The 17,683-nt window shown below is 67.0% G+C and carries 17 protein-coding genes and 2 tRNA genes; 10 read left to right on the top strand and 9 right to left on the bottom strand.

Going from position 1 to position 17,683, the window contains the following annotated elements; all coding sequences use genetic code 11:
- Positions 1-74: 74 nt before the first annotated feature.
- The 6 genes from ACZYW1_RS12140 to pknB are packed head-to-tail and all read left to right on the top strand — an operon-like array spanning position 75 to position 8,067.
- On the top strand, positions 75-542 hold the full coding sequence (locus tag ACZYW1_RS12140) for an FHA domain-containing protein FhaB/FipA (protein WP_463786041.1): 468 nt from the start codon (positions 75-77) through the stop codon (positions 540-542).
- Positions 539-2,005, top strand: coding sequence for a PP2C family protein-serine/threonine phosphatase (locus ACZYW1_RS12135; protein ID WP_463786040.1), 1,467 nt, complete (start codon positions 539-541; stop codon positions 2,003-2,005). Before ACZYW1_RS12140 ends, ACZYW1_RS12135 begins: the two co-directional genes overlap by 4 nt.
- Positions 2,002-3,411 (top strand): FtsW/RodA/SpoVE family cell cycle protein, encoded by a 1,410-nt coding sequence (locus ACZYW1_RS12130; RefSeq protein WP_463786038.1) that lies wholly within the window; start codon positions 2,002-2,004, stop codon positions 3,409-3,411. The genes ACZYW1_RS12135 and ACZYW1_RS12130 overlap by 4 nt, the downstream gene beginning before the upstream one ends.
- Positions 3,408-4,883 carry a D,D-transpeptidase PbpA gene (pbpA, locus tag ACZYW1_RS12125; RefSeq protein WP_463786037.1) on the top strand — a complete coding sequence of 492 codons (1,476 nt, stop codon included), beginning with the start codon at positions 3,408-3,410 and terminating at the stop codon, positions 4,881-4,883. Before ACZYW1_RS12130 ends, pbpA begins: the two co-directional genes overlap by 4 nt.
- Positions 4,880-6,190, top strand: a complete 1,311-nt coding sequence (locus tag ACZYW1_RS12120; RefSeq protein ID WP_463786035.1) for a serine/threonine-protein kinase — start codon at positions 4,880-4,882, stop codon at positions 6,188-6,190. The genes pbpA and ACZYW1_RS12120 overlap by 4 nt, the downstream gene beginning before the upstream one ends.
- A complete protein-coding gene (gene pknB / locus ACZYW1_RS12115; RefSeq protein WP_463786034.1) occupies positions 6,187-8,067 on the top strand; it encodes a Stk1 family PASTA domain-containing Ser/Thr kinase in 1,881 nt (626 codons plus the stop codon). The genes ACZYW1_RS12120 and pknB overlap by 4 nt, the downstream gene beginning before the upstream one ends.
- Here pknB and ACZYW1_RS12110 read toward each other — a convergent pair.
- Together ACZYW1_RS12110 and ACZYW1_RS12105 are read right to left on the bottom strand one after the other, a co-directional pair.
- Positions 8,045-8,728: an aminodeoxychorismate/anthranilate synthase component II gene (locus ACZYW1_RS12110; protein ID WP_463786033.1), complete on the bottom strand. Its 684-nt coding sequence runs from the start codon at positions 8,726-8,728 to the stop codon at positions 8,045-8,047. The two genes, pknB and ACZYW1_RS12110, sit on opposite strands and share 23 nt — an antisense overlap.
- A gap of 29 nt (positions 8,729-8,757) precedes the next feature.
- Positions 8,758-9,537, bottom strand: coding sequence for a DUF881 domain-containing protein (locus tag ACZYW1_RS12105; protein WP_463786031.1), 780 nt, complete (start codon positions 9,535-9,537; stop codon positions 8,758-8,760).
- Positions 9,538-9,626: 89 nt separating this feature from the next.
- On the opposite strand from ACZYW1_RS12105, the gene crgA reads away from it, so the two are divergent.
- Both crgA and ACZYW1_RS12095 read left to right on the top strand, forming a co-directional pair.
- Positions 9,627-9,908: a cell division protein CrgA gene (crgA, locus tag ACZYW1_RS12100; RefSeq protein ID WP_463786029.1), complete on the top strand. Its 282-nt coding sequence runs from the start codon at positions 9,627-9,629 to the stop codon at positions 9,906-9,908.
- A 131-nt stretch (positions 9,909-10,039) separates the two neighbouring features.
- On the top strand, positions 10,040-10,453 hold the full coding sequence (locus tag ACZYW1_RS12095; protein WP_463786028.1) for a PH domain-containing protein: 414 nt from the start codon (positions 10,040-10,042) through the stop codon (positions 10,451-10,453).
- A gap of 21 nt (positions 10,454-10,474) precedes the next feature.
- Here the strand turns inward: ACZYW1_RS12095 and ACZYW1_RS12090 are convergent, their stop codons facing one another.
- Positions 10,475-11,023 (bottom strand): peptidylprolyl isomerase, encoded by a 549-nt coding sequence (locus ACZYW1_RS12090; RefSeq protein WP_463786026.1) that lies wholly within the window; start codon positions 11,021-11,023, stop codon positions 10,475-10,477.
- Between the two features lie 76 nt (positions 11,024-11,099).
- On the opposite strand from ACZYW1_RS12090, the gene cwsA reads away from it, so the two are divergent.
- A complete protein-coding gene (gene cwsA, locus ACZYW1_RS12085; RefSeq protein ID WP_463786023.1) occupies positions 11,100-11,525 on the top strand; it encodes a cell wall synthesis protein CwsA in 426 nt (141 codons plus the stop codon).
- 6 nt (positions 11,526-11,531) lie between these two features.
- A complete protein-coding gene (locus tag ACZYW1_RS12080; RefSeq protein WP_463786021.1) occupies positions 11,532-11,741 on the top strand; it encodes a hypothetical protein in 210 nt (69 codons plus the stop codon).
- A gap of 30 nt (positions 11,742-11,771) precedes the next feature.
- Here the strand turns inward: ACZYW1_RS12080 and ACZYW1_RS12075 are convergent.
- The 6 genes from ACZYW1_RS12075 to gyrB all read right to left on the bottom strand — a co-directional run bounded on the left by ACZYW1_RS12075 (position 11,772) and on the right by gyrB (position 17,519).
- A tRNA-Ala gene (locus ACZYW1_RS12075) sits at positions 11,772-11,844 on the bottom strand.
- Positions 11,835-11,972: a hypothetical protein gene (locus ACZYW1_RS12070; protein ID WP_463786019.1), complete on the bottom strand. Its 138-nt coding sequence runs from the start codon at positions 11,970-11,972 to the stop codon at positions 11,835-11,837. The genes ACZYW1_RS12075 and ACZYW1_RS12070 overlap by 10 nt, the downstream gene beginning before the upstream one ends.
- Positions 11,973-11,998: 26 nt before the next feature.
- Positions 11,999-12,072, bottom strand: a tRNA-Ile gene (locus ACZYW1_RS12065).
- Between the two features lie 58 nt (positions 12,073-12,130).
- Complete coding sequence (locus ACZYW1_RS12060) at positions 12,131-12,904, bottom strand: DUF3566 domain-containing protein (RefSeq protein ID WP_463786017.1); 774 nt, start codon at positions 12,902-12,904, stop codon at positions 12,131-12,133.
- Positions 12,905-12,957: 53 nt separating this feature from the next.
- On the bottom strand, positions 12,958-15,468 hold the full coding sequence (gene gyrA / locus ACZYW1_RS12055; protein ID WP_463786015.1) for a DNA gyrase subunit A: 2,511 nt from the start codon (positions 15,466-15,468) through the stop codon (positions 12,958-12,960).
- A 38-nt stretch (positions 15,469-15,506) separates the two neighbouring features.
- On the bottom strand, positions 15,507-17,519 hold the full coding sequence (gene gyrB / locus ACZYW1_RS12050; protein ID WP_463786013.1) for a DNA topoisomerase (ATP-hydrolyzing) subunit B: 2,013 nt from the start codon (positions 17,517-17,519) through the stop codon (positions 15,507-15,509).
- Between the last annotated feature and the right edge of the window lie 164 nt (positions 17,520-17,683).

Here is a 17,683-nt window from a genome sequence, read left to right as displayed (position 1 = left end):
ACCGTCCAAGTATCGTGACGTTGCTATATCCGGGCACGTGAGGACCGCGGCAACCAGGACGGAGGAGACGCCAGATGCAGGGACTCTTACTGCAACTGACGCGAGCCGGCTTCCTGATGTTGCTGTGGTTGTTCATCTGGTCGGTGTTGCGCATCCTGCGCACCGATATCTATGCGCCCACCGGCGCGGTGATGGTGCGTCGCGGATTGACGTTGCGCGGCACCCTGTTGCCCTCGCGGCAACGCGGAGGTGCCGCACGCTATCTCGTCGTCACCGAAGGGGCGTTGTCCGGTGCGCGAATCACATTGAGCGGCCAGCCGGTGCTGATCGGCCGGGCGGATGACTCTACGTTGGTACTCAACGACGACTACGCCTCGACGCGGCACGCGCGACTTTCCCAGCGCGGCTCGGAATGGTACGTCGAGGATCTAGGATCGACCAACGGTACATACCTTGACAGGGCGAAAGTGACGACGGCGGTACGGGTTCCCATTGGCACGCCGGTGAGTGTCGGCAAGACGGTGATTGAGTTGCGTCCGTGACTTTGGTCTTGCGCTACGCAGCGCGCAGCGATGTCGGCTTGGTCCGATCCAACAACGAAGACTCGGTGTACGCCGGTGCGCGCCTCCTGGCGCTGGCCGACGGCATGGGCGGTCACGCCGCGGGTGAAGTCGCGTCGCAGTTGGTGATTGCCGCCCTGGCCCATCTCGACGACGACGAGCCCGGCGGCGACCTGCTGGCGAAACTCGACTCCGCGATCCACTCCGGCAACTCCGCGATCGCCGCGCAGGTCGAGATGGAGCCCGATCTCGAGGGCATGGGCACGACCCTGACCGCAATCCTGTTCGCCGGCAACAGGATCGGGCTGGCTCACATCGGCGACTCGCGTGGCTATCTGATGCGTGACGGCGAGCTGACCCAGATCACCAAAGACGACACCTTCGTCCAGACGCTGGTGGACGACGGCCGAATCACCAAGGAAGAAGCGCACAGTCACCCGCAGCGGTCGCTGATCATGCGCGCGCTGACCGGCCACGAGGTGGAGCCGACGCTGACCATGCGCGAGGTGCGCCTCGGCGACCGGTACCTGCTGTGCTCCGACGGATTGTCCGACCCGGTGAGCGACGAGACCATCCAGGACGCCCTGAAGATTCCCAACGTCACCGACAGTGCCGACCGGCTCATCGAGTTGGCGTTGCGTGGCGGCGGCCCCGACAACGTGACCGTTGTGGTCGCCGACGTCGTCGACAACGACTACGGCCCCACCCAGCCGATCATCGCGGGTGCGGTGTCCGGTGACTCCGACGTCCACGACCAGCTGACCCGCCCGAATACCTCCGCGGGCCGCGCGTCGGCGCTCAACCCGCGCAAAGATGTCGTCAAACGCGTTCCGGCGCAAGTAGATACGGCGCCACCGCCGCGGCGGTCGCGGCGGCGGATGCTGATCGGGCTCGTGGTGGCGATCCTGTTGGTCCTCGCCGCCGTTGCGGTCGGCCGCCAGGTGATCCGCAGTTACTACTACGTCACCGACTACAGCGGCGCGGTGTCGATCATGCAGGGCATCCAGGTGTCCATCCTGGGAATGCCGTTGCACGAGCCGTATTCACAAGGCTGCTTGAACGGCCTCAACCAGTTGTCGGTGATCCGGGTCGGCGCGCCCGCCGACAAGAACTGCCGGCTGATGAAGCCGTCGGACCTCGCCGAGTCGGCGCGGGCGCAAGTGGCCGCCGGACTTCCGGTCGGCACGCTGGATCAGGCCAATGCGCAACTGCGTCGGCTGGCCACCGAATCCCTGTTACCGCTGTGCCCGCTGGCCCGCGCCCAAGCACCGGCGCCGGCGCCCGCTCCGTCCGCGTCGCCGTCACCCTCACCGAGCGTGGAAAGCCCGGCGACACAAGAACCTTCGCCGGGCCAGTCGCCGACGGCGCTGCCGGCATCGCCCACCGTCACGGCATTGTCGCCACCGCCACCCCAGCCGGGCACCGACTGCCGGACTCCGGAATGACGACGCAGCCGCAGGCGCCCGTCACTGTCACACCCTCGTTGCCGAACCGGCGCAATGCCGAGCTGCTGCTGGTGGGCTTCGCGACAGTGATCACCGCCGCGGCTTTCGCCATCGTCCAGGCCGATCAGGAGCGTGGGCTCAGCTGGCAGCTGTTCACTTACGCGGCCGGCTTTTTCGCGGTGTTCGCCGTCGCTCATCTGGCGATCAGACGTTATGCGCCCTATGCGGATCCGCTGCTGCTGCCCGTCGTGGCGCTACTGAATGGCTTGGGCCTGGTGATGATTCACCGGCTCGACCTCGACGAGCGGCTGGCCGAGGGCAGCGGCCGCGCCGTCACCAACCCCCAGATCCTGTGGACGCTGGTCGGCCTCGGCGCCTTCGCCGCGGTGGTCATCCTGCTCAAGGACCACCGCCAACTCGCGCGCTACGGGTATGTGTGCGGGCTGTCCGGTCTGGTCATCCTGGCCATCCCCGGGCTGCTGCCGAAGTCGCTGTCCGAGCAGAACGGCGCCAAGATCTGGATTCGGTTGCCGGGCTTCTCGATTCAGCCCGCGGAGTTCTCCAAGATCCTGCTGCTGATCTTCTTCTCAGCCGTCCTGGTCGCCAAGCGTGGCCTGTTCACCAGCGCCGGCAAACACGTGCTGGGGATGGACCTGCCGCGCCCGCGCGATCTCGCACCGCTGCTGGGTGCGTGGACGGCGTCCATCGCGGTGATGGTCTTCGAAAAAGACTTGGGCACTTCGCTATTGCTGTACGCGTCGTTTCTGGTGGTGGTCTATCTGGCTACCCAGCGCTTCAGTTGGGTGGTCCTCGGTCTGGCGTTGTTCGCCTTCGGAAGTGTGCTGGCGTACTTCGCCTTCAGCCACGTCCGGGTCCGGGTGCAGACGTGGCTGGACCCGTTCGCCGACCCCGACGGCGCCGGCTACCAGATCGTGCAGTCGTTGTTCAGCTTCGCCACCGGGGGAGTGTTCGGCACCGGGCTGGGCAACGGTCAGCCGGACACGGTGCCCGCTGCCGCAACGGATTTCATCACCGCGGCGTTCGGTGAGGAACTCGGCCTGGTCGGGCTGGCGGGCATCTTGATGCTCTACACGATCGTGATCGTGCGGGGCATGCGCACCGCGATCGCGGTACGGGACAGCTTCGGCAAGCTGCTGGCCGCGGGCCTGGCGTCCACCCTGGCCATCCAGTTGTTCATCGTCGTCGGTGGCGTCACCAACCTCATTCCGCTGACCGGTCTGACCACTCCGTGGCTGTCCTACGGCGGCTCCTCGCTGGTGGCCAACTATGTGTTGCTGGCGATCCTGGTGCGCATCTCGCATGCCGCCCGACGCCCGTTCCGTTCGCAGGAGCGCAGCGCAGCGCCGATCGCCAGCTCCAACACCGAGGTGATCGAGCGGGTATGAACACCTCTCTACGCCGCATCTCGGTGACCGTGATGGCGCTGATCGTCCTGTTGTTGCTCAACGCCACGCTCACCCAGGTGCTCAACGCCGACGGGCTGCGGTCGGATCCGCGCAACCAGCGGGTGCTGCTCGACGAGTACTCGCGCCAGCGCGGTCAGATCACCGCCGACGGCCAACTGCTGGCCTACTCGGTGGCCACCGACAGCCGCTTCCGCTTCCTGCGGGTGTATCCCAATGCCGCGGTCTACGCGCCGGTGACCGGCTTCTACTCGCTGCGCTACTCCAGCAGCGGCCTGGAGCGGGCCGAAGATCCGTTGCTCAACGGCTCCGATCAGCGGCTGTTCGGCCGCCGGCTGGCCGACTTCTTCACCGGCCGCGATCCGCGTGGCGGCACCGTCGACACCACCATCAGCCCGCGCATCCAGCAGGCCGCCTGGGACGCGATGCAGCAGGGCTGCAGCGGCCCGTGCCGTGGCGCGGTGGTGGCGCTGGAGCCGTCGACCGGGCGGATCCTGGCGATGGTGTCCTCGCCGTCGTTCGACGTCAACCAGCTGGCCTCGCACGACCCGGAGCAGCAGGCCAAGACATGGCAGGGGCTTCGCGACGATCCACACTCGCCGCTGATCAACCGCGCGATCTCGCAGACCTACCCACCCGGCTCGACGTTCAAGGTGATCACCACGGCCGCGGCCCTGCAGAACGGCGCCACCGAAGACGACGAACTCACCGCCGCGGCCTCGATTCCGCTGCCGGACAGCACCGCCAGCCTGGAGAACTACGGCGGTCAGCCTTGCGTCAACGCCGATACCGTCACCCTGCGCGAGGCCTTCGCCCGCTCGTGCAACACCGCTTTCGTCCAGCTGGGCCTGCTGACCGGGACTGACGCGATCCGCGGCATGGCTCAGTCGTTCGGTCTGGACGCCGTACCGGATCCGACGCCGCTGCAAGTCGCCGAGTCGACCATCGGCCCGATCCCCGACGCGGCGGCACTGGGTATGTCGAGCATCGGGCAGAAGGATGTGGCGGTGACGCCGCTGGAAAATGCGGTGGTTGCCGCTACCATCGCCAATGCCGGGGTGACCATGCAGCCCTTCCTGGTCAACGCCCTGCAGGGACCTGACCTGGCCAACATCAGCACGACTGCGCCGCACCAACAGCGCCGTGCGGTGTCCCCGCAGGTCGCCGCTAAGCTGACTGAGTTGATGGTCGGCGCCGAGAATGTGACACAGCAGAAAGGGGCGATCCCCGGCGTGCAGATCGCATCCAAGACTGGTACGGCAGAGCACGGCACCGACCCGCGCCACACACCACCGCATGCGTGGTACATCGCTTTTGCACCCGCAAAGGCTCCGAAGGTGGCGGTGGCGGTGCTGGTGGAAGACGGCGCGGACCGGTTGTCGGCGACCGGGGGTGCCCTTGCCGCACCGATCGGGCGCGCCGTCATCGAGGCCGCGCTGCAGGGAGGACCATGAGCCCGCGAGTAGGTGTGACGCTGTCCGGCCGCTATCGCCTGCAGCGACTGATTGCCACCGGCGGCATGGGGCAGGTGTGGGAGGCCGTCGACAGCCGCCTCGGCAGGCGCGTCGCGGTCAAGGTCCTGAAGGCCGAGTTCTCCCAGGATTCGGAGTTCATCGAGCGATTCCGCGTCGAGGCGCGCACCACCGCGATGCTTAACCACCCCGGCATCGCCAGCGTGCACGACTACGGCGAGACGCAGATGGACGGCGAGGGCCGCACCGCGTACCTGGTGATGGAGCTGGTCAACGGTGAGCCGCTCAACTCGGTGCTCAAACGGACCGGGCGACTGTCGCTGCGCCACACCTTGGACATGCTCGAGCAGACCGGCCGGGCGCTGCAGGTCGCGCACGCCGCCGGCCTGGTACACCGTGACGTCAAACCGGGAAACATCCTGATCACTCCGACCGGTCAGGTGAAGATCACCGACTTCGGCATCGCCAAGGCCGTCGACGCGGCGCCGGTGACGCAGACCGGCATGGTGATGGGCACCGCCCAGTACATCGCGCCCGAGCAGGCGCTGGGTCACGATGCGACCCCGTCGAGCGACGTCTATGCGCTGGGAGTCGTTGGCTACGAAGCGGTTTCGGGCAAGCGGCCGTTCACCGGCGACGGCGCGCTGACCGTCGCGATGAAGCACATCAAAGAGGCCCCGCCGCCGCTGCCGTCCGACCTGCCGCCCAACGTGCGCGAGCTGATCGAGATCACCCTGGTGAAGAACCCGGGCATGCGTTACCGCAGCGGAGGGCCGTTCGCCGACGCCGTGGCCGCGGTTCGGGCCGGCCGCCGCCCGCCCCGGCCCAACCAGGCCGCAGGGGGATCGCGCGCCACCCCGGCGGCCATCCCGTCGGGAGGGCAGACTCGGTCGTCGACCGCCGCCACTACCCGGGCTCCGGCCGCCCGGCGCACGAAACCGGCCACCGGCGGTCATCGCACCCCGCCGCCGCGGCGGACGTTCTCCTCCGGTCAGCGGGCGCTGTTGTGGGCCGCGGGAGTGCTGGGCGCGCTGGCGATCATCATCGCGATCCTCATCGTGATGAACTCGCACGGCAACAATTCGCAGCAGCAACCCTCGGCACCGACCGTGACCGACACCGGAGCACCGCCCAGCAATTCAGAAACCGCGCCGGCAAATCCAACTAATTGGACGTATCGGTTGCATGCGGGTAATCCTGGAGGGCAATGCACGCTGCCCACAGCCCGGCGGGCGCCCGCGCAGACGTCGTCCTGCGTGATGGCGTCCCAACACGAGAAACCGCGATGACCACCCCGCAGCACCTGTCCGACCGCTATGAGCTCGGTGAGATCCTCGGCTTCGGTGGCATGTCCGAAGTCCACCTGGCCCGGGATGTCCGACTCTCCCGAGATGTAGCGGTCAAGGTGCTGCGCGCGGACTTGGCCCGCGACCCCAGCTTCTACTTGCGCTTCCGGCGCGAGGCGCAGAACGCGGCGGCGCTGAACCATCCGGCGATCGTCGCGGTGTACGACACCGGCGAGGCCGAGACCGCCGCCGGCCCGCTGCCCTACATCGTGATGGAGTACGTCAACGGCGTGACGCTGCGCGACATCGTCCACACCGACGGGCCGATGACACCCACCCGGGCCATCGAGGTGATCGCCGACGCCTGCCAGGCGCTGAACTTCTCGCACCAGCACGGCATCATCCACCGCGACGTCAAGCCGGCCAACATCATGATCTCGCACGCAGGCGCCGTCAAGGTGATGGATTTCGGCATCGCGCGGGCGCTGTCCGACAGCGGCAACAGCGTCACTCAGACCGCCGCGGTGATCGGCACCGCGCAATACCTCTCACCCGAGCAGGCCCGCGGCGACACCGTCGACGCGCGCTCCGACGTGTACTCGCTGGGCTGTGTGCTCTACGAAATGCTCACCGGCGAACCACCTTTCGTCGGTGACTCGCCGGTCGCGGTCGCCTACCAGCACGTCCGCGAAGACCCGGTTCCGCCGTCGCAACGCTACGAGGGCATCTCCGCCGACCTGGACGCCGTGGTGCTCAAGGCACTGGCCAAGAACCCCGAGAACCGCTACCAGACCGCTGCCGAGATGCGCGCCGATCTGGTGCGGGTGCACAACGGCGAACCGCCGGAAGCGCCCAAGATCCTCACCGAGGCCGATCGCTCGTCGTTGATGGCCTCGCCGCACTCGTCGGATTCGACTCAGTCACAGACCAATCCGTTGCCGCGCCAGCAGCTGGACTTCGTCCGCCCACGCAATTCCGGGTCGGTCAGCCGCTGGGTGATCGCCGTCGCGGCGCTGGCCGTGCTGACGGTGGTGGTCACCGTGCTGATCAACACCCTGGGCGGCGGCATGCGCAACGTGCAGGTGCCCGACGTTCGCAGCCAGGCATCCGCCGACGCGATCGCGGCGCTGCAGAACCACGGTTTCAAGACCCGCACCCAGCAGCAGCCCGACTCGACGGTCCCGCCGGACCACGTGATCAGCACCGATCCGGGCGCCAACACCAAAGTTGGTGCGGGAGAGCTGATCACAGTCAACGTGTCGACCGGTCCCGAGCAGCGCGAGGTGCCCGACGTGTCGTCGCTGAGCTACTCCGCGGCCGTCAAGAAGCTCAAGGCCGCCGGCTTCACCCGCTTCAAGCAGGTGCATTCGCCGTCGACGCCGGAGACCAAGGACAAGGTGGTCGGCACCAATCCGCCCGCCAACCAGACGTCGGCGATCACCAACGAGATCGCCGTCATCATCGGGTCCGGCCCGTCCAGCAAGCAGATTCCCGACGTCGCAGGGCAGACCGCCGACGAGGCCCAGAAGAATCTCACGGTGTACGGCTTTTCCAAGTTCGCCCAGGCCGCGGTGGACAGCTTCAAGCCGGCCGGCTCCGTCATCGGCACCAATCCCCCTGCGGGAGCCAATGTTCCGGTCGACACGGTGGTCGAGTTGCAGGTGTCCAAGGGCAACCAGTTCGTGATGCCCGACATCACCGGGATGTTCTGGACCGATGCCGAACCGCGGTTACGCGCGTTGGGTTGGATCGGGCCGTTGGACCGGGGCCCCGATGTCGACGCCGGCGGTTCGCAGCACAACCGGGTGGTCTACCAGAGCCCGAGCGCGGGTCAGGGAGCCACCCGGGACGGCAGCATCACGCTGAAGTTCGGTCAGTAGCCGAGTCGTACTGGCGCACGGTGGCAAGGCTGTCCACCAGTTCGCTTTCCAGCTTGTCCACCAGACCGTCGTCACGCGTCTGGCCGCAGTCCGCCAGCCAGTTGGCCAGCATCCGGTGGCCGCCCTCGGTCAAAATCGACTCCGGGTGGAACTGGACACCGTGGATCGGCAGGTCGGCGTGCCGCACGCCCATGATCACGCCGCTGTCGGTGCGGGCGGTCACATCGAGCTCGGTGGGCAGCGTCTCCGGCATGATCGTCAGCGAGTGATACCTCGTCGCGGTGAAGGGATCTGGAAGCCCTTGCAGCACACCGCTATTCGTGTGATGAACGCTGCTGGTCTTGCCGTGTAGCAACTCCGGGGCGCGGTCGACGGTCGCGCCGAACGCCACCCCGATGGCCTGGTGCCCGAGGCACACCCCCAGCAGCGGTGTGCGCGCCGCGGCACAGGCCCGGACCAGGTCGATGGAGGCCCCCGCCCGCTCCGGGGTGCCCGGGCCGGGACTCAGCAGGATCCCGTCGACCTCGGCCGCTGTTGCCGCCGGGTCGGACAGCCGCGCGTCGTCGTTGCGCCAGACCGTCGCCTCGACACCCAACTGGCCCAGGTACTGCACCAGGTTGAAGACGAAGCTGTCGTAGTTGTCGACGACCAAGATCTGCACGGTGCCAGGCTACTGAATCGCAGGTGAGCTCAGTAACTGACCGGGCCGGCGGCCTCGGCGAAGTGCATCCGCACCGGCTCGCTGTGCCCGACGACGTGGGCGTCGGTGGTGGTGTGTTCGGTGTAGCCCAGGCCGAACCGGACCACGTACTGCTTGTAGAGGGTCACCAGGGGAGCGGCAGCCAGCGCGGCCTGCATCGCCGTCGCATCCCCGATCGCGGTGATCGTGTACGGCGGGCTGTAGGTACGTCCGTTGAGCAGCAGGGTGTTCCCCACGCAGCGGGCCACCGAGGTGGCGATGATGCGCTGGTCCTGCATCTGGATGGCCTCGGCGCCCGCGCTCCACAACGCGTTCATCACGGCCTGGATGTCCTGTTGGTGCACCACGAGATCGTCGGGCGAGGCGTCGCGGGGGAAGCGGCCGTTGGCGTCGCGCTGGGCGTCGTTGAGCGTGATGGTCAGCCCCGGTCCGTGCGCGGGGTCCAGCCCGGCTTCGCCGGCCAGTTCCGCCGACCGTCGCAGCATCGCGGCCAGTGCGGCGTCGGCGGATCGGCCGTGGGTGGAATCGAGGGTGTGGTCGAGGCGATCCCGTTCGCCGGTCAGTCGGTCTACGGCGGACTGCTCACTGCGGACCAGGTCGACCAGCCGGGGTGCGTCGCTGCGCCGGATCTCACCGCCCCGCGACACTCCGTGCGTGGCACCGATCATCAGCCCAGCGAGCAGGCAGACCAGCGGGACGCCCACCCGCCAGGGCGACGGCCGCGTGCCGCCGTCGCGCGCGGGTCGCAGCCGGGGGATCCGTCTGGGCATCGGCTCTCCGTCCACCGCAGGTGAGTGCGTTAGGCTCGTCGTTGCACACGCTCTGCCTACCGTAGCTCCGAGGTATACCCGAGGTAGAAATGCCCAAGTCCAAGGTTCGCAAGAAGACCGACTTCACCGCCCAGACGGTGAGCCGCACCCCAGTCAAGGTCAAGGCCGGCCCGTCCAGCGTGTGGTTCGTAGTGCTGTTCTGCGGCCTGATGCTAATCGGCCTGATCTGGCTGATGGTCTTCCAGCTGGCGGCCACCGGCGCCGATGCGCCGTCGATGCTGAACTGGATGGCCGATCTCGGGCCATGGAACTACGCCGTCGCCTTCGCCTTCATGATCAGCGGGTTGTTGCTGACGATGCGGTGGCGGTAGGGCTCCGCTGCCCCGCTCCGGCGGGCGTCGGCAACGGGTGAGAGACCAGATCACACGCGTGTGATTCATCCCCATTGTGCATAGCGCCTGTGGATAACCGCATCGACGGTGGTAGACCCCTTAGGAGCCTCGTGCAGCAAACACAGTGGGCGCCCTCGGCGGCAGGAACCGCAGCGTGTGGGCTCGTCGGAATTGTGATGGCTACCACATGTGTGACCGTTGTCACAGACGCGCCGGGCCGGCTGCTGCTGGGGATTTCGTCGGTCGGACTGATCCTGTTCGCCGCCGGGACGTGGCGCGCCCGGCCGAAGCTGGCAATCACCGACGACGGCTTGCTCGTCGGCGGCTGGTTCAGGCCGCATCGGGTGCGCCGCTCCGAGATCAAGATCATCCGGATCACCGAGTTCCGCCGGATCGGGCGTAAGACTCGGCTACTGGAGATGGACGCCCATGACGGTCGCCTGTTCGTGTTCTCCCGCTGGGACCTCGGCACCGACCCGCTCGACGTGCTCGACGCGCTGACCGCCCACGGCTACGCGGGCTGAGTGGCCCGACGCCGGAGCCGGCTAGGAGATCGTGATCGACTCGATGACGACGGGCTCGCTGGGCCGGTCGCCCGGGCCGGTGGCCGTGCTGGCGATCGCGTCCACGACGCCCTGGGAGTCCCCGTCGACGACCTCACCGAAGATGGTGTGCTTGCGGTTCAGGTGCGGGGTCTGGCCGACGGTGATGAAGAACTGCGAGCCGTTGGTCCCCGGCCCGGCGTTGGCCATCGCCAACAGGTACGGCTTGTCGAACTGCAGCTCGGGATGAAACTCGTCGGCGAACTTGTAGCCCGGGCCGCCGCGGCCGGTGCCGGTCGGGTCGCCGCCCTGGATCATGAAGCCGCTGATCACCCGGTGGAACACCGCGCCGTCGTAGAACGGGCCGGAGCTTCCGCCGGAGGCGTTCTCGGTGGAGTACTCCTTGGTGCCCTGGGCCAGGCCGACGAAGTTGGCGACGGTCTTGGGGGCATGGTTGCCGAACAACGCGATCTTGATGTCGCCGCGGTTGGTGTGCAGCGTGGCGGTGGCGGTCTGAATCTGGCTGGAAGTCACGGGATCACAGTCTGCCATCACCGTTCACCCCGCCGGACATCCGGTGCCGGTAGCCTCTGACGTATTCCCGGGGGGTCTTGCGAAAGGGTGATAAATGGGCGCCAAGAACGACATCCGGTTGACCCCGCGGGAGCGACTCGGCCGGGGGCTGACCTACACGGCGATCGGTCCGGTCGACGTGACCCGCGGCGTGGTCGGGCTGGGCGTGCACTCCGCGCACACCGGCGCCTCCAGCCTGCGCCGCCGCTACCAGGAGGGCCGGCTGGCCCGCGACCTCCGCAACGCGCAGGAGGCGCTGGCCCAGGAGTTGGCCGCCGCCCAGGAAGTCGTCAGCGGTCTGCCCGAGGCGCTCGCCCAGGCCCGTCGGTCGCAGCGGCGCAAGCCGCGGCCGTGGGTGCTGGCCGGCGCCGCAGCGGGCGTGCTCGCGGTCGGCGCGGTGGCCTTCTCGCTCATCCGCCGCTCGTCGCAGCGGGACACCTCGTCGCTGCCGCCCAGCGTCGACGTCGACCACCGCCCGTAAGTCGCCGTGAGCTGGCATCGTTACGACGGCCGGGCACTCGCCAACAGCACCCTGTCCGGCGAGGAGCGCGACACCGAACTGGAAAGCTACATCCGGCTGGCCAACTCGCACCTGTGTGACGTGCGATTGGAGGCGGCGGCCGCGACCGAGAGCTACGACGCGTCCCGGCGGTGGTACGACGTGACCTATCTGGCCGACGACGGCGAAGGCGCCTAGGTCCCAGGCCCGCGGGCCGGAGAAGGATTGTGGAGCCTAGGAGATTCGAACTCCTGACATCTGCCTTGCAAAGGCAGCGCTCTACCAACTGAGCTAAGGCCCCTGATGTTGATCAGTAGGGAACCGGCCATCGATCTGGTCGGCGGCCACATGCCACACCTCGACGCTCTCCCGAGACCGGATCGCCACCGCCAGCACCGCGATCGCTGCCAGCGGCAGCGCCAGTCTCACGAAACGTCTTGGCGAACACATGGTTGTGGGCCTAGGAGGACTCGAACCTCCGACCTCTTCGTTATCAGCGAAGCGCTCTAACCGCCTGAGCTATAGGCCCGCACGCGCACACGGACGAGCGACGAGATTACCGCACCCGAGCGTCTGCGCCCAAAACGCTAGTCTCGGTCGGCCAGCGTCACCTCGACGCCCCCGATCAGATCGGTGGTCAAGTTGTAGATGAACGCGCCGATCGTCGCCGCGGCGGTGAGCAGGACGATGTTCACCAGGCCGATCAAGATGGCCCCGCCGAAGATCGTGCCGCTGGACACCAGCTCGGCGCTGCCGCCGCTGTTGTTGAGCAGATCACCGACGTTGCTGTTGAGCTTGCTCCACACGCCCATGCCGCCGAGCACCAGATACAGGAATGCCACCGCGATCATCCAGACGAAGAACAGCGCCACCGACAACACCGCCGACACCTTCAGCGTGCTCCACGGATCGACGCGGCGGATCTGCATGCTGGCCCGAACCGGACCCGGGGTCCGCGACGAAACCTGGATGCGGCCCTCCGGCCGCGCCGGCGCGGTCATCGGGTCGTCCGACCGGTCGATGCTCGACTTCCGTTGTCCGCCACGGGGAATCGGGCCGGACAGGTCGGGCAGTTCGCTGGCGTAAGCATCGGTCTCCCGGCTCTCGTTCTGCGGGGGAGCCGGTGCCGGCTCAGCCTCGGATGATGGGGGTTTGGCGCTGCCGGGCGCGGCGGTGCCGGAGATGAACCGGTTCAGCCGTGCCTCGGCGCTGGGTGCCGCGCCACCGCGGGCCGGTTGGCGCTGCTGCGGCGGCGACGGGCGGGCGGGCGGACGTTTTCGCGGCGTCGCGGCCGTGTTCCCGCCGGACCCGTTCGGGCCATCGCCCGCTCCGGGACGAACCGGCTCGTTCGGTGAGGTCACTCCCACAGCTCCTAACTGTGCCACCGGCCGCCGTGCTGGCGGCCGGCGACCGCCTACGCCTCGGCGTCGCCGCCCGACTCCTCGTCGACGACATCGGCCTCTTCGGCGTTGCGTGCGATGGCTAACAGTGTGTCGCCCTCGCCCAAGTTCATCAACCGAACGCCCTTGGTCTGCCGCCCTGCCTTGCGGACCTGCCTGGCCTTCGTCCGGATCACCCCGCCGCCGGAGGTGATCGCGAACACCTCGCTGTCGTCGTCGACGATCAGCGCTCCCACGAGCTTGCCACGACGGGTGTCGTACTGGATCGTCAGAATGCCTTTACCGCCGCGGCCCTGCGCGGTGTACTCCTCGATCGCGGTCCGCTTGGCGTACCCGCCGGACGTCGCCACCAGTAGGAACGTGCCCTCACTGACCACGTTCAGCGACAGCAGGTAGTCGTCGGTGTTGAACCGCATGCCCTGCACGCCCGAGGTGGCCCGGCCCATCGGCCGTAACGCCTCGTCGGTCGCGGAGAACCGGATCGACTGCCCGTTGGCCGAGACCAGCAGCAGGTCCTCCTCCGAGGAGCACAGCACGGCGCCGACCAGTTCGTCGCCGTCGCGCAGGTTGACTGCGACGATCCCGCCGGAGCGGTTCGAGTCGAAGTCGGTCAGCTTGGTCTTCTTGACCAGGCCCTTGCGGGTGGCCAGCACCAGATAGGGCGCGTCCTCGTAGCTCTTGATCTGGATGACCTGAGCGATCCGCTCCTCCGGCTGGAAGGCCAGCAGGTTCGCGACGTGCTGGCCGCGCGCGGTGCGGGAGGCTTCCGGCAGGTCGTACGCCTTGGCCCGGTACACCCGGCCCTGGGTGGTGAAGAACAGGATCCAGTCGTGCGTCGAGCACACGAAGAAGTGCCGCACGATGTCGTCCTGCTTGAGGCCGGCGCCCTGAACGCCCTTGCCGCCGCGTTTCTGGCTGCGGTACAGGTCGGTCTTGGTCCGCTTCGCGTAGCCGGTTTCGGTGATGGTGACCACGACGTCTTCGCGGGCGATCAGATCTTCGTCGGCCACGTCACCGTCGGCGGCGATGATCCGGGTCCGGCGGTCGTCGCCGTACTTGTCCGCGAGCTCCTTGAGCTCGTCGTGCACGATCGCGCGTTGCCGCTCCGGCTTGGCCAGGATGTCCTCGAGGTCGGCGATCTCGGCCTCGATCTTGGCCAGGTCGTCGACGATACGCTGGCGCTCCAGGGCAGCCAGTCGACGCAGCTGCATGTCCAGGATGGCCTGGGCCTGGATCTCGTCGATGTCCAGCAGCTCGATCAGGCCGGTGCGGGCGATGTCGACGGTCTGCGATGCGCGGATCAACGCGATCACTTCGTCAAGTGCGTCAAGGGCTTTCACCAAACCGCGCAAGATGTGTGCGCGTTCGTTGGCCTTGCGCAGCCGGTAGGTGGTGCGCCGGATGATCACGTCGAGTTGGTGGGCGACGTAGTAGCGGATCATCTGGTCGATCCGCAGGGTGCGCGGCACTCCGTCGACGATCGAGAGCATGTTGGCGCCGAAGCTGGTCTGCAGCTGGGTGTGCTTGTAGAGGTTGTTCAGCACCACCTTGGCCACCGCGTCGCGCTTGATCTCCACGACGATCCGCAGGCCGACCCGGTCGCTGGACTGGTCTTCGATGTTGGAGATGCCGGCCAGTTTGCCGTCGCGGACCTGATCGGCGATCGAGGTGATGAAGTTGTCGTGGTTGACCTGATACGGCAACTCGGTGATCACCAGACCGGTGCGGCCGCGCGCATCCTCTTCCACCTCGACGACTCCGCGCATCCGGATGGATCCGCGGCCGGTGGTGTAGGCGTCGTGGATGCCCTGCGATCCGACGATCAGGCCGTGGGTGGGAAAGTCCGGGCCCTTGACCCGTTCACACACCGCGGCGAGGGTGGCCTCTTCGTCGGCCTCGTGGTTGTCCAGACACCAGTACACGGCCTCGGCCAGCTCGCGCAGGTTGTGCGGCGGAATGTTGGTCGCCATGCCGACCGCGATACCGCCCGAGCCGTTGGCGAGCAGGTTCGGGAACCGGCTCGGCAACACGGTCGGCTCTTGCACCCGGCCGTCGTAGTTGGGGATGAAATCGACTGTCTCCTCGTCGATTTCACGCAGCATCTCCATCGCCAGCGGAGTCAGTCGGGCCTCGGTGTACCTCATCGCGGCCGGCGGGTCGTTACCCGGCGAGCCGAAGTTGCCCTGCCCGTCCACCAACGGATAGCGCAGCGACCAGGGCTGCGCCATCCGGACCAGGGTGTCGTAGATCGACGAGTCACCGTGCGGGTGGTAGTTGCCCATCGTCTCGGCCACCGAGCGTGCCGACTTGGCGTGTCCGCGATCCGGCCGGAACCCGGAGTCGAACATCGCGTACAGCACCCGGCGGTGCACCGGCTTGAGGCCGTCACGGACTTCGGGGAGCGCACGCCCGACGATCACGCTCATCGCGTAATCGATGTAGCTGCGCTGCATCTCGTGCTGGATGTCAACCGGTTCGATGCGGTCGCCGGCTTCGTCGCCCGGCGGCAGCGTGGTGTCAGTCATGTGTTCCTTCGGTCGCTAGAACTAGCCGTCTCGATTTCTTAAACATCCAGGAAGCGAACGTCTTTGGCGTTGCGGGTGATGAAGCTGCGCCGGGCTTCGACGTCTTCGCCCATCAGGATGGAGAACAATTCGTCGGCCGCGGCGGCGTCGTCGAGGGTGATCTGGCGCAGCACCCGAACCGAGGGGTCCATGGTGGTCTCCCACAGTTCCTTGGCGTCCATCTCCCCGAGACCCTTGTACCGCTGAATACCGTCCTCGGTGTTGATCTTTCGCCCCGCCGCCCGGCCGGCCTCCAGCAGCCCGTCGCGCTCGCGGTCGGAGTAGGCGAACTCGGGTTCACTGCGCTGCCACTTCAACTTGTAGAGCGGCGGCTGGGCCAAGAACACGTGCCCGTTCTCGATCAGCGGACGCATGAAGCGGAACAACAACGTCAGCAGCAGCGTCGAGATGTGCTGGCCGTCGACGTCGGCGTCGGCCATCAGCACGATCTTGTAATACCGCAGCTTGGCGAGGTCGAACTCGTCGTGGATGCCGGTGCCCAGCGCGGTGATGATCGCTTGGACCTCAGTGTTTTTCAACACCCGGTCGATGCGTGCCTTCTCCACGTTGATGATCTTGCCGCGCAGCGGCAGGATCGCCTGGAACATCGAGTCGCGGCCGCTCTTCGCCGAGCCGCCGGCCGAATCACCCTCCACCACATACAGTTCAGATTTACTTGGATCGGTGGAGCGGCAGTCGGCCAGCTTGCCCGGCAGGCCACCGATATCGGTAGCGCTCTTGCGCCGCACCAACTCTCGCGCTTTACGGGCCGCCATCCGGGCCTGCGCCGACGACACCGCTTTGTTGACGACCGTCTTGGCGTCGGACGGGTTGGCGTCGAACCAGTGCTGCAGCTCCTCGTTACAGATCTTCTGCACGAACGACTTGACCTCGGTGTTGCCCAGCTTGGTCTTGGTCTGGCCCTCGAACTGTGGCTCGCCGACCTTCACCGAGATCACCGCGGCCAGGCCTTCGCGGATGTCGTCGCCGGTGAGGTTGGAGTCCTTCTCTTTGAGCAGCTTCTTGTCTTTGGCGTACCGGTTCACCACTGTCGTCAGCGCGCTGCGGAACCCCTCTTCGTGGGTGCCGCCCTCGTGGGTGTTGATGGTGTTGGCGAAGGTGTGCACCGATTCGGAGTAACCGCCGTTCCACTGCATCGCGATCTCGACCTCGTGGCCGGGACCCTTCCCGGAGAAGTCGACGATGCTGGAGTGGATCGGGCTCTTGGTCCGATTGATGTGCTTGACGAAGTCGACCAGCCCGCCCGGGTAGTGGAAGGTGCGGTGCTTGACCTTTTGCGGCGCAGCGGATTCCGCTACTTTCTCCTCCGCCGACTTCGGCGCTTCGGCGGTGTCGCTGACCACCTCGTCGACCACCTCGTCTTTGGTCACCCGCTCGTCCCGGAGGTTGATGGTCAGGCCCTTGTTCAGGAACGCCATCTCCTGCAGCCGGCGGGCCACGGTCTCGAAGTCGTAGTTGGTGGTCTCGAAGATGTTGGGGTCGGCCCAGAAGCGGATGGTGGTTCCGGTCTTCGTGGTCTTGTCACCCTGCTTGAGTTGGCCGGGTACCGAGTGGTCGTAGGTCTGGAACCACTCGAATCCGTCCGTGCTGATGTCGGCCTCGAGTCGACTGGACAGCGCGTTCACCACGGAGACCCCGACACCGTGCAGACCGCCGGAGACCTGGTAGGCCCCTTCTTCGAACTTGCCACCGGCGTGCAGAACGGTCATCACGACGTCGACGGTCGGAATGCCGGTGGAGTGCATCGCCACCGGGATACCGCGGCCGTTGTCGGTGACCTCGACACCGCCGTCTTCGAGGATCCGCACGTCGACCTGGGTGGCGAATCCCGCCATCGCCTCGTCTACCGCGTTGTCGACTACCTCCCAGACGAGGTGGTGGAGCCCTCGCTCACCGGTCGAACCGATGTACATACCTGGGCGCTTGCGGACCGCCTCCAGGCCTTCGAGGACTTTGATCGACTCGGCACCGTACTGTTCGTTGACAGCCACTAGCGGAACGCTCTCCTTGGGTATTTCTCTCCGGCCTCAAGGGCCTGGGACCGTCGGCCCCGCGCAGATCAAACTCAGTCTACCGTCAAGCTGGTTCCGGACTGACTCTGCGAGGGTGTTTCTGCACAGCTATTTGCGCCGTGTGCGGAATTTTTCGATCCATC

This window comes from Mycobacterium sp. IDUB_36 (genome assembly GCF_055419225.1).
The sequence above is the reverse complement of the archived record's forward strand: the minus strand, read 5'-3'. Positions and strand labels throughout refer to the sequence as shown.

Excerpts from the sequence above, each read along its gene's own strand:
- crgA (WP_463786029.1), top strand. The coding sequence starts at position 9,627 with ATGCCCAAGTCCAAGGTTCGCAAGAAGACCGACTTCACCGCCCAGACG.
- cwsA (WP_463786023.1), top strand. The coding sequence starts at position 11,100 with ATGGGCGCCAAGAACGACATCCGGTTGACCCCGCGGGAGCGACTCGGC.
- ACZYW1_RS12130 (WP_463786038.1), top strand. The coding sequence starts at position 2,002 with ATGACGACGCAGCCGCAGGCGCCCGTCACTGTCACACCCTCGTTGCCG.
- pbpA (WP_463786037.1), top strand. The coding sequence starts at position 3,408 with ATGAACACCTCTCTACGCCGCATCTCGGTGACCGTGATGGCGCTGATC.
- ACZYW1_RS12140 (WP_463786041.1), top strand. The coding sequence starts at position 75 with ATGCAGGGACTCTTACTGCAACTGACGCGAGCCGGCTTCCTGATGTTG.
- pknB (WP_463786034.1), top strand. The coding sequence starts at position 6,187 with ATGACCACCCCGCAGCACCTGTCCGACCGCTATGAGCTCGGTGAGATC.
- gyrA (WP_463786015.1), bottom strand. The coding sequence starts at position 15,468 with ATGACTGACACCACGCTGCCGCCGGGCGACGAAGCCGGCGACCGCATC.
- ACZYW1_RS12105 (WP_463786031.1), bottom strand. The coding sequence starts at position 9,537 with ATGCCCAGACGGATCCCCCGGCTGCGACCCGCGCGCGACGGCGGCACG.
- ACZYW1_RS12090 (WP_463786026.1), bottom strand. The coding sequence starts at position 11,023 with ATGGCAGACTGTGATCCCGTGACTTCCAGCCAGATTCAGACCGCCACC.
- ACZYW1_RS12120 (WP_463786035.1), top strand. The coding sequence starts at position 4,880 with ATGAGCCCGCGAGTAGGTGTGACGCTGTCCGGCCGCTATCGCCTGCAG.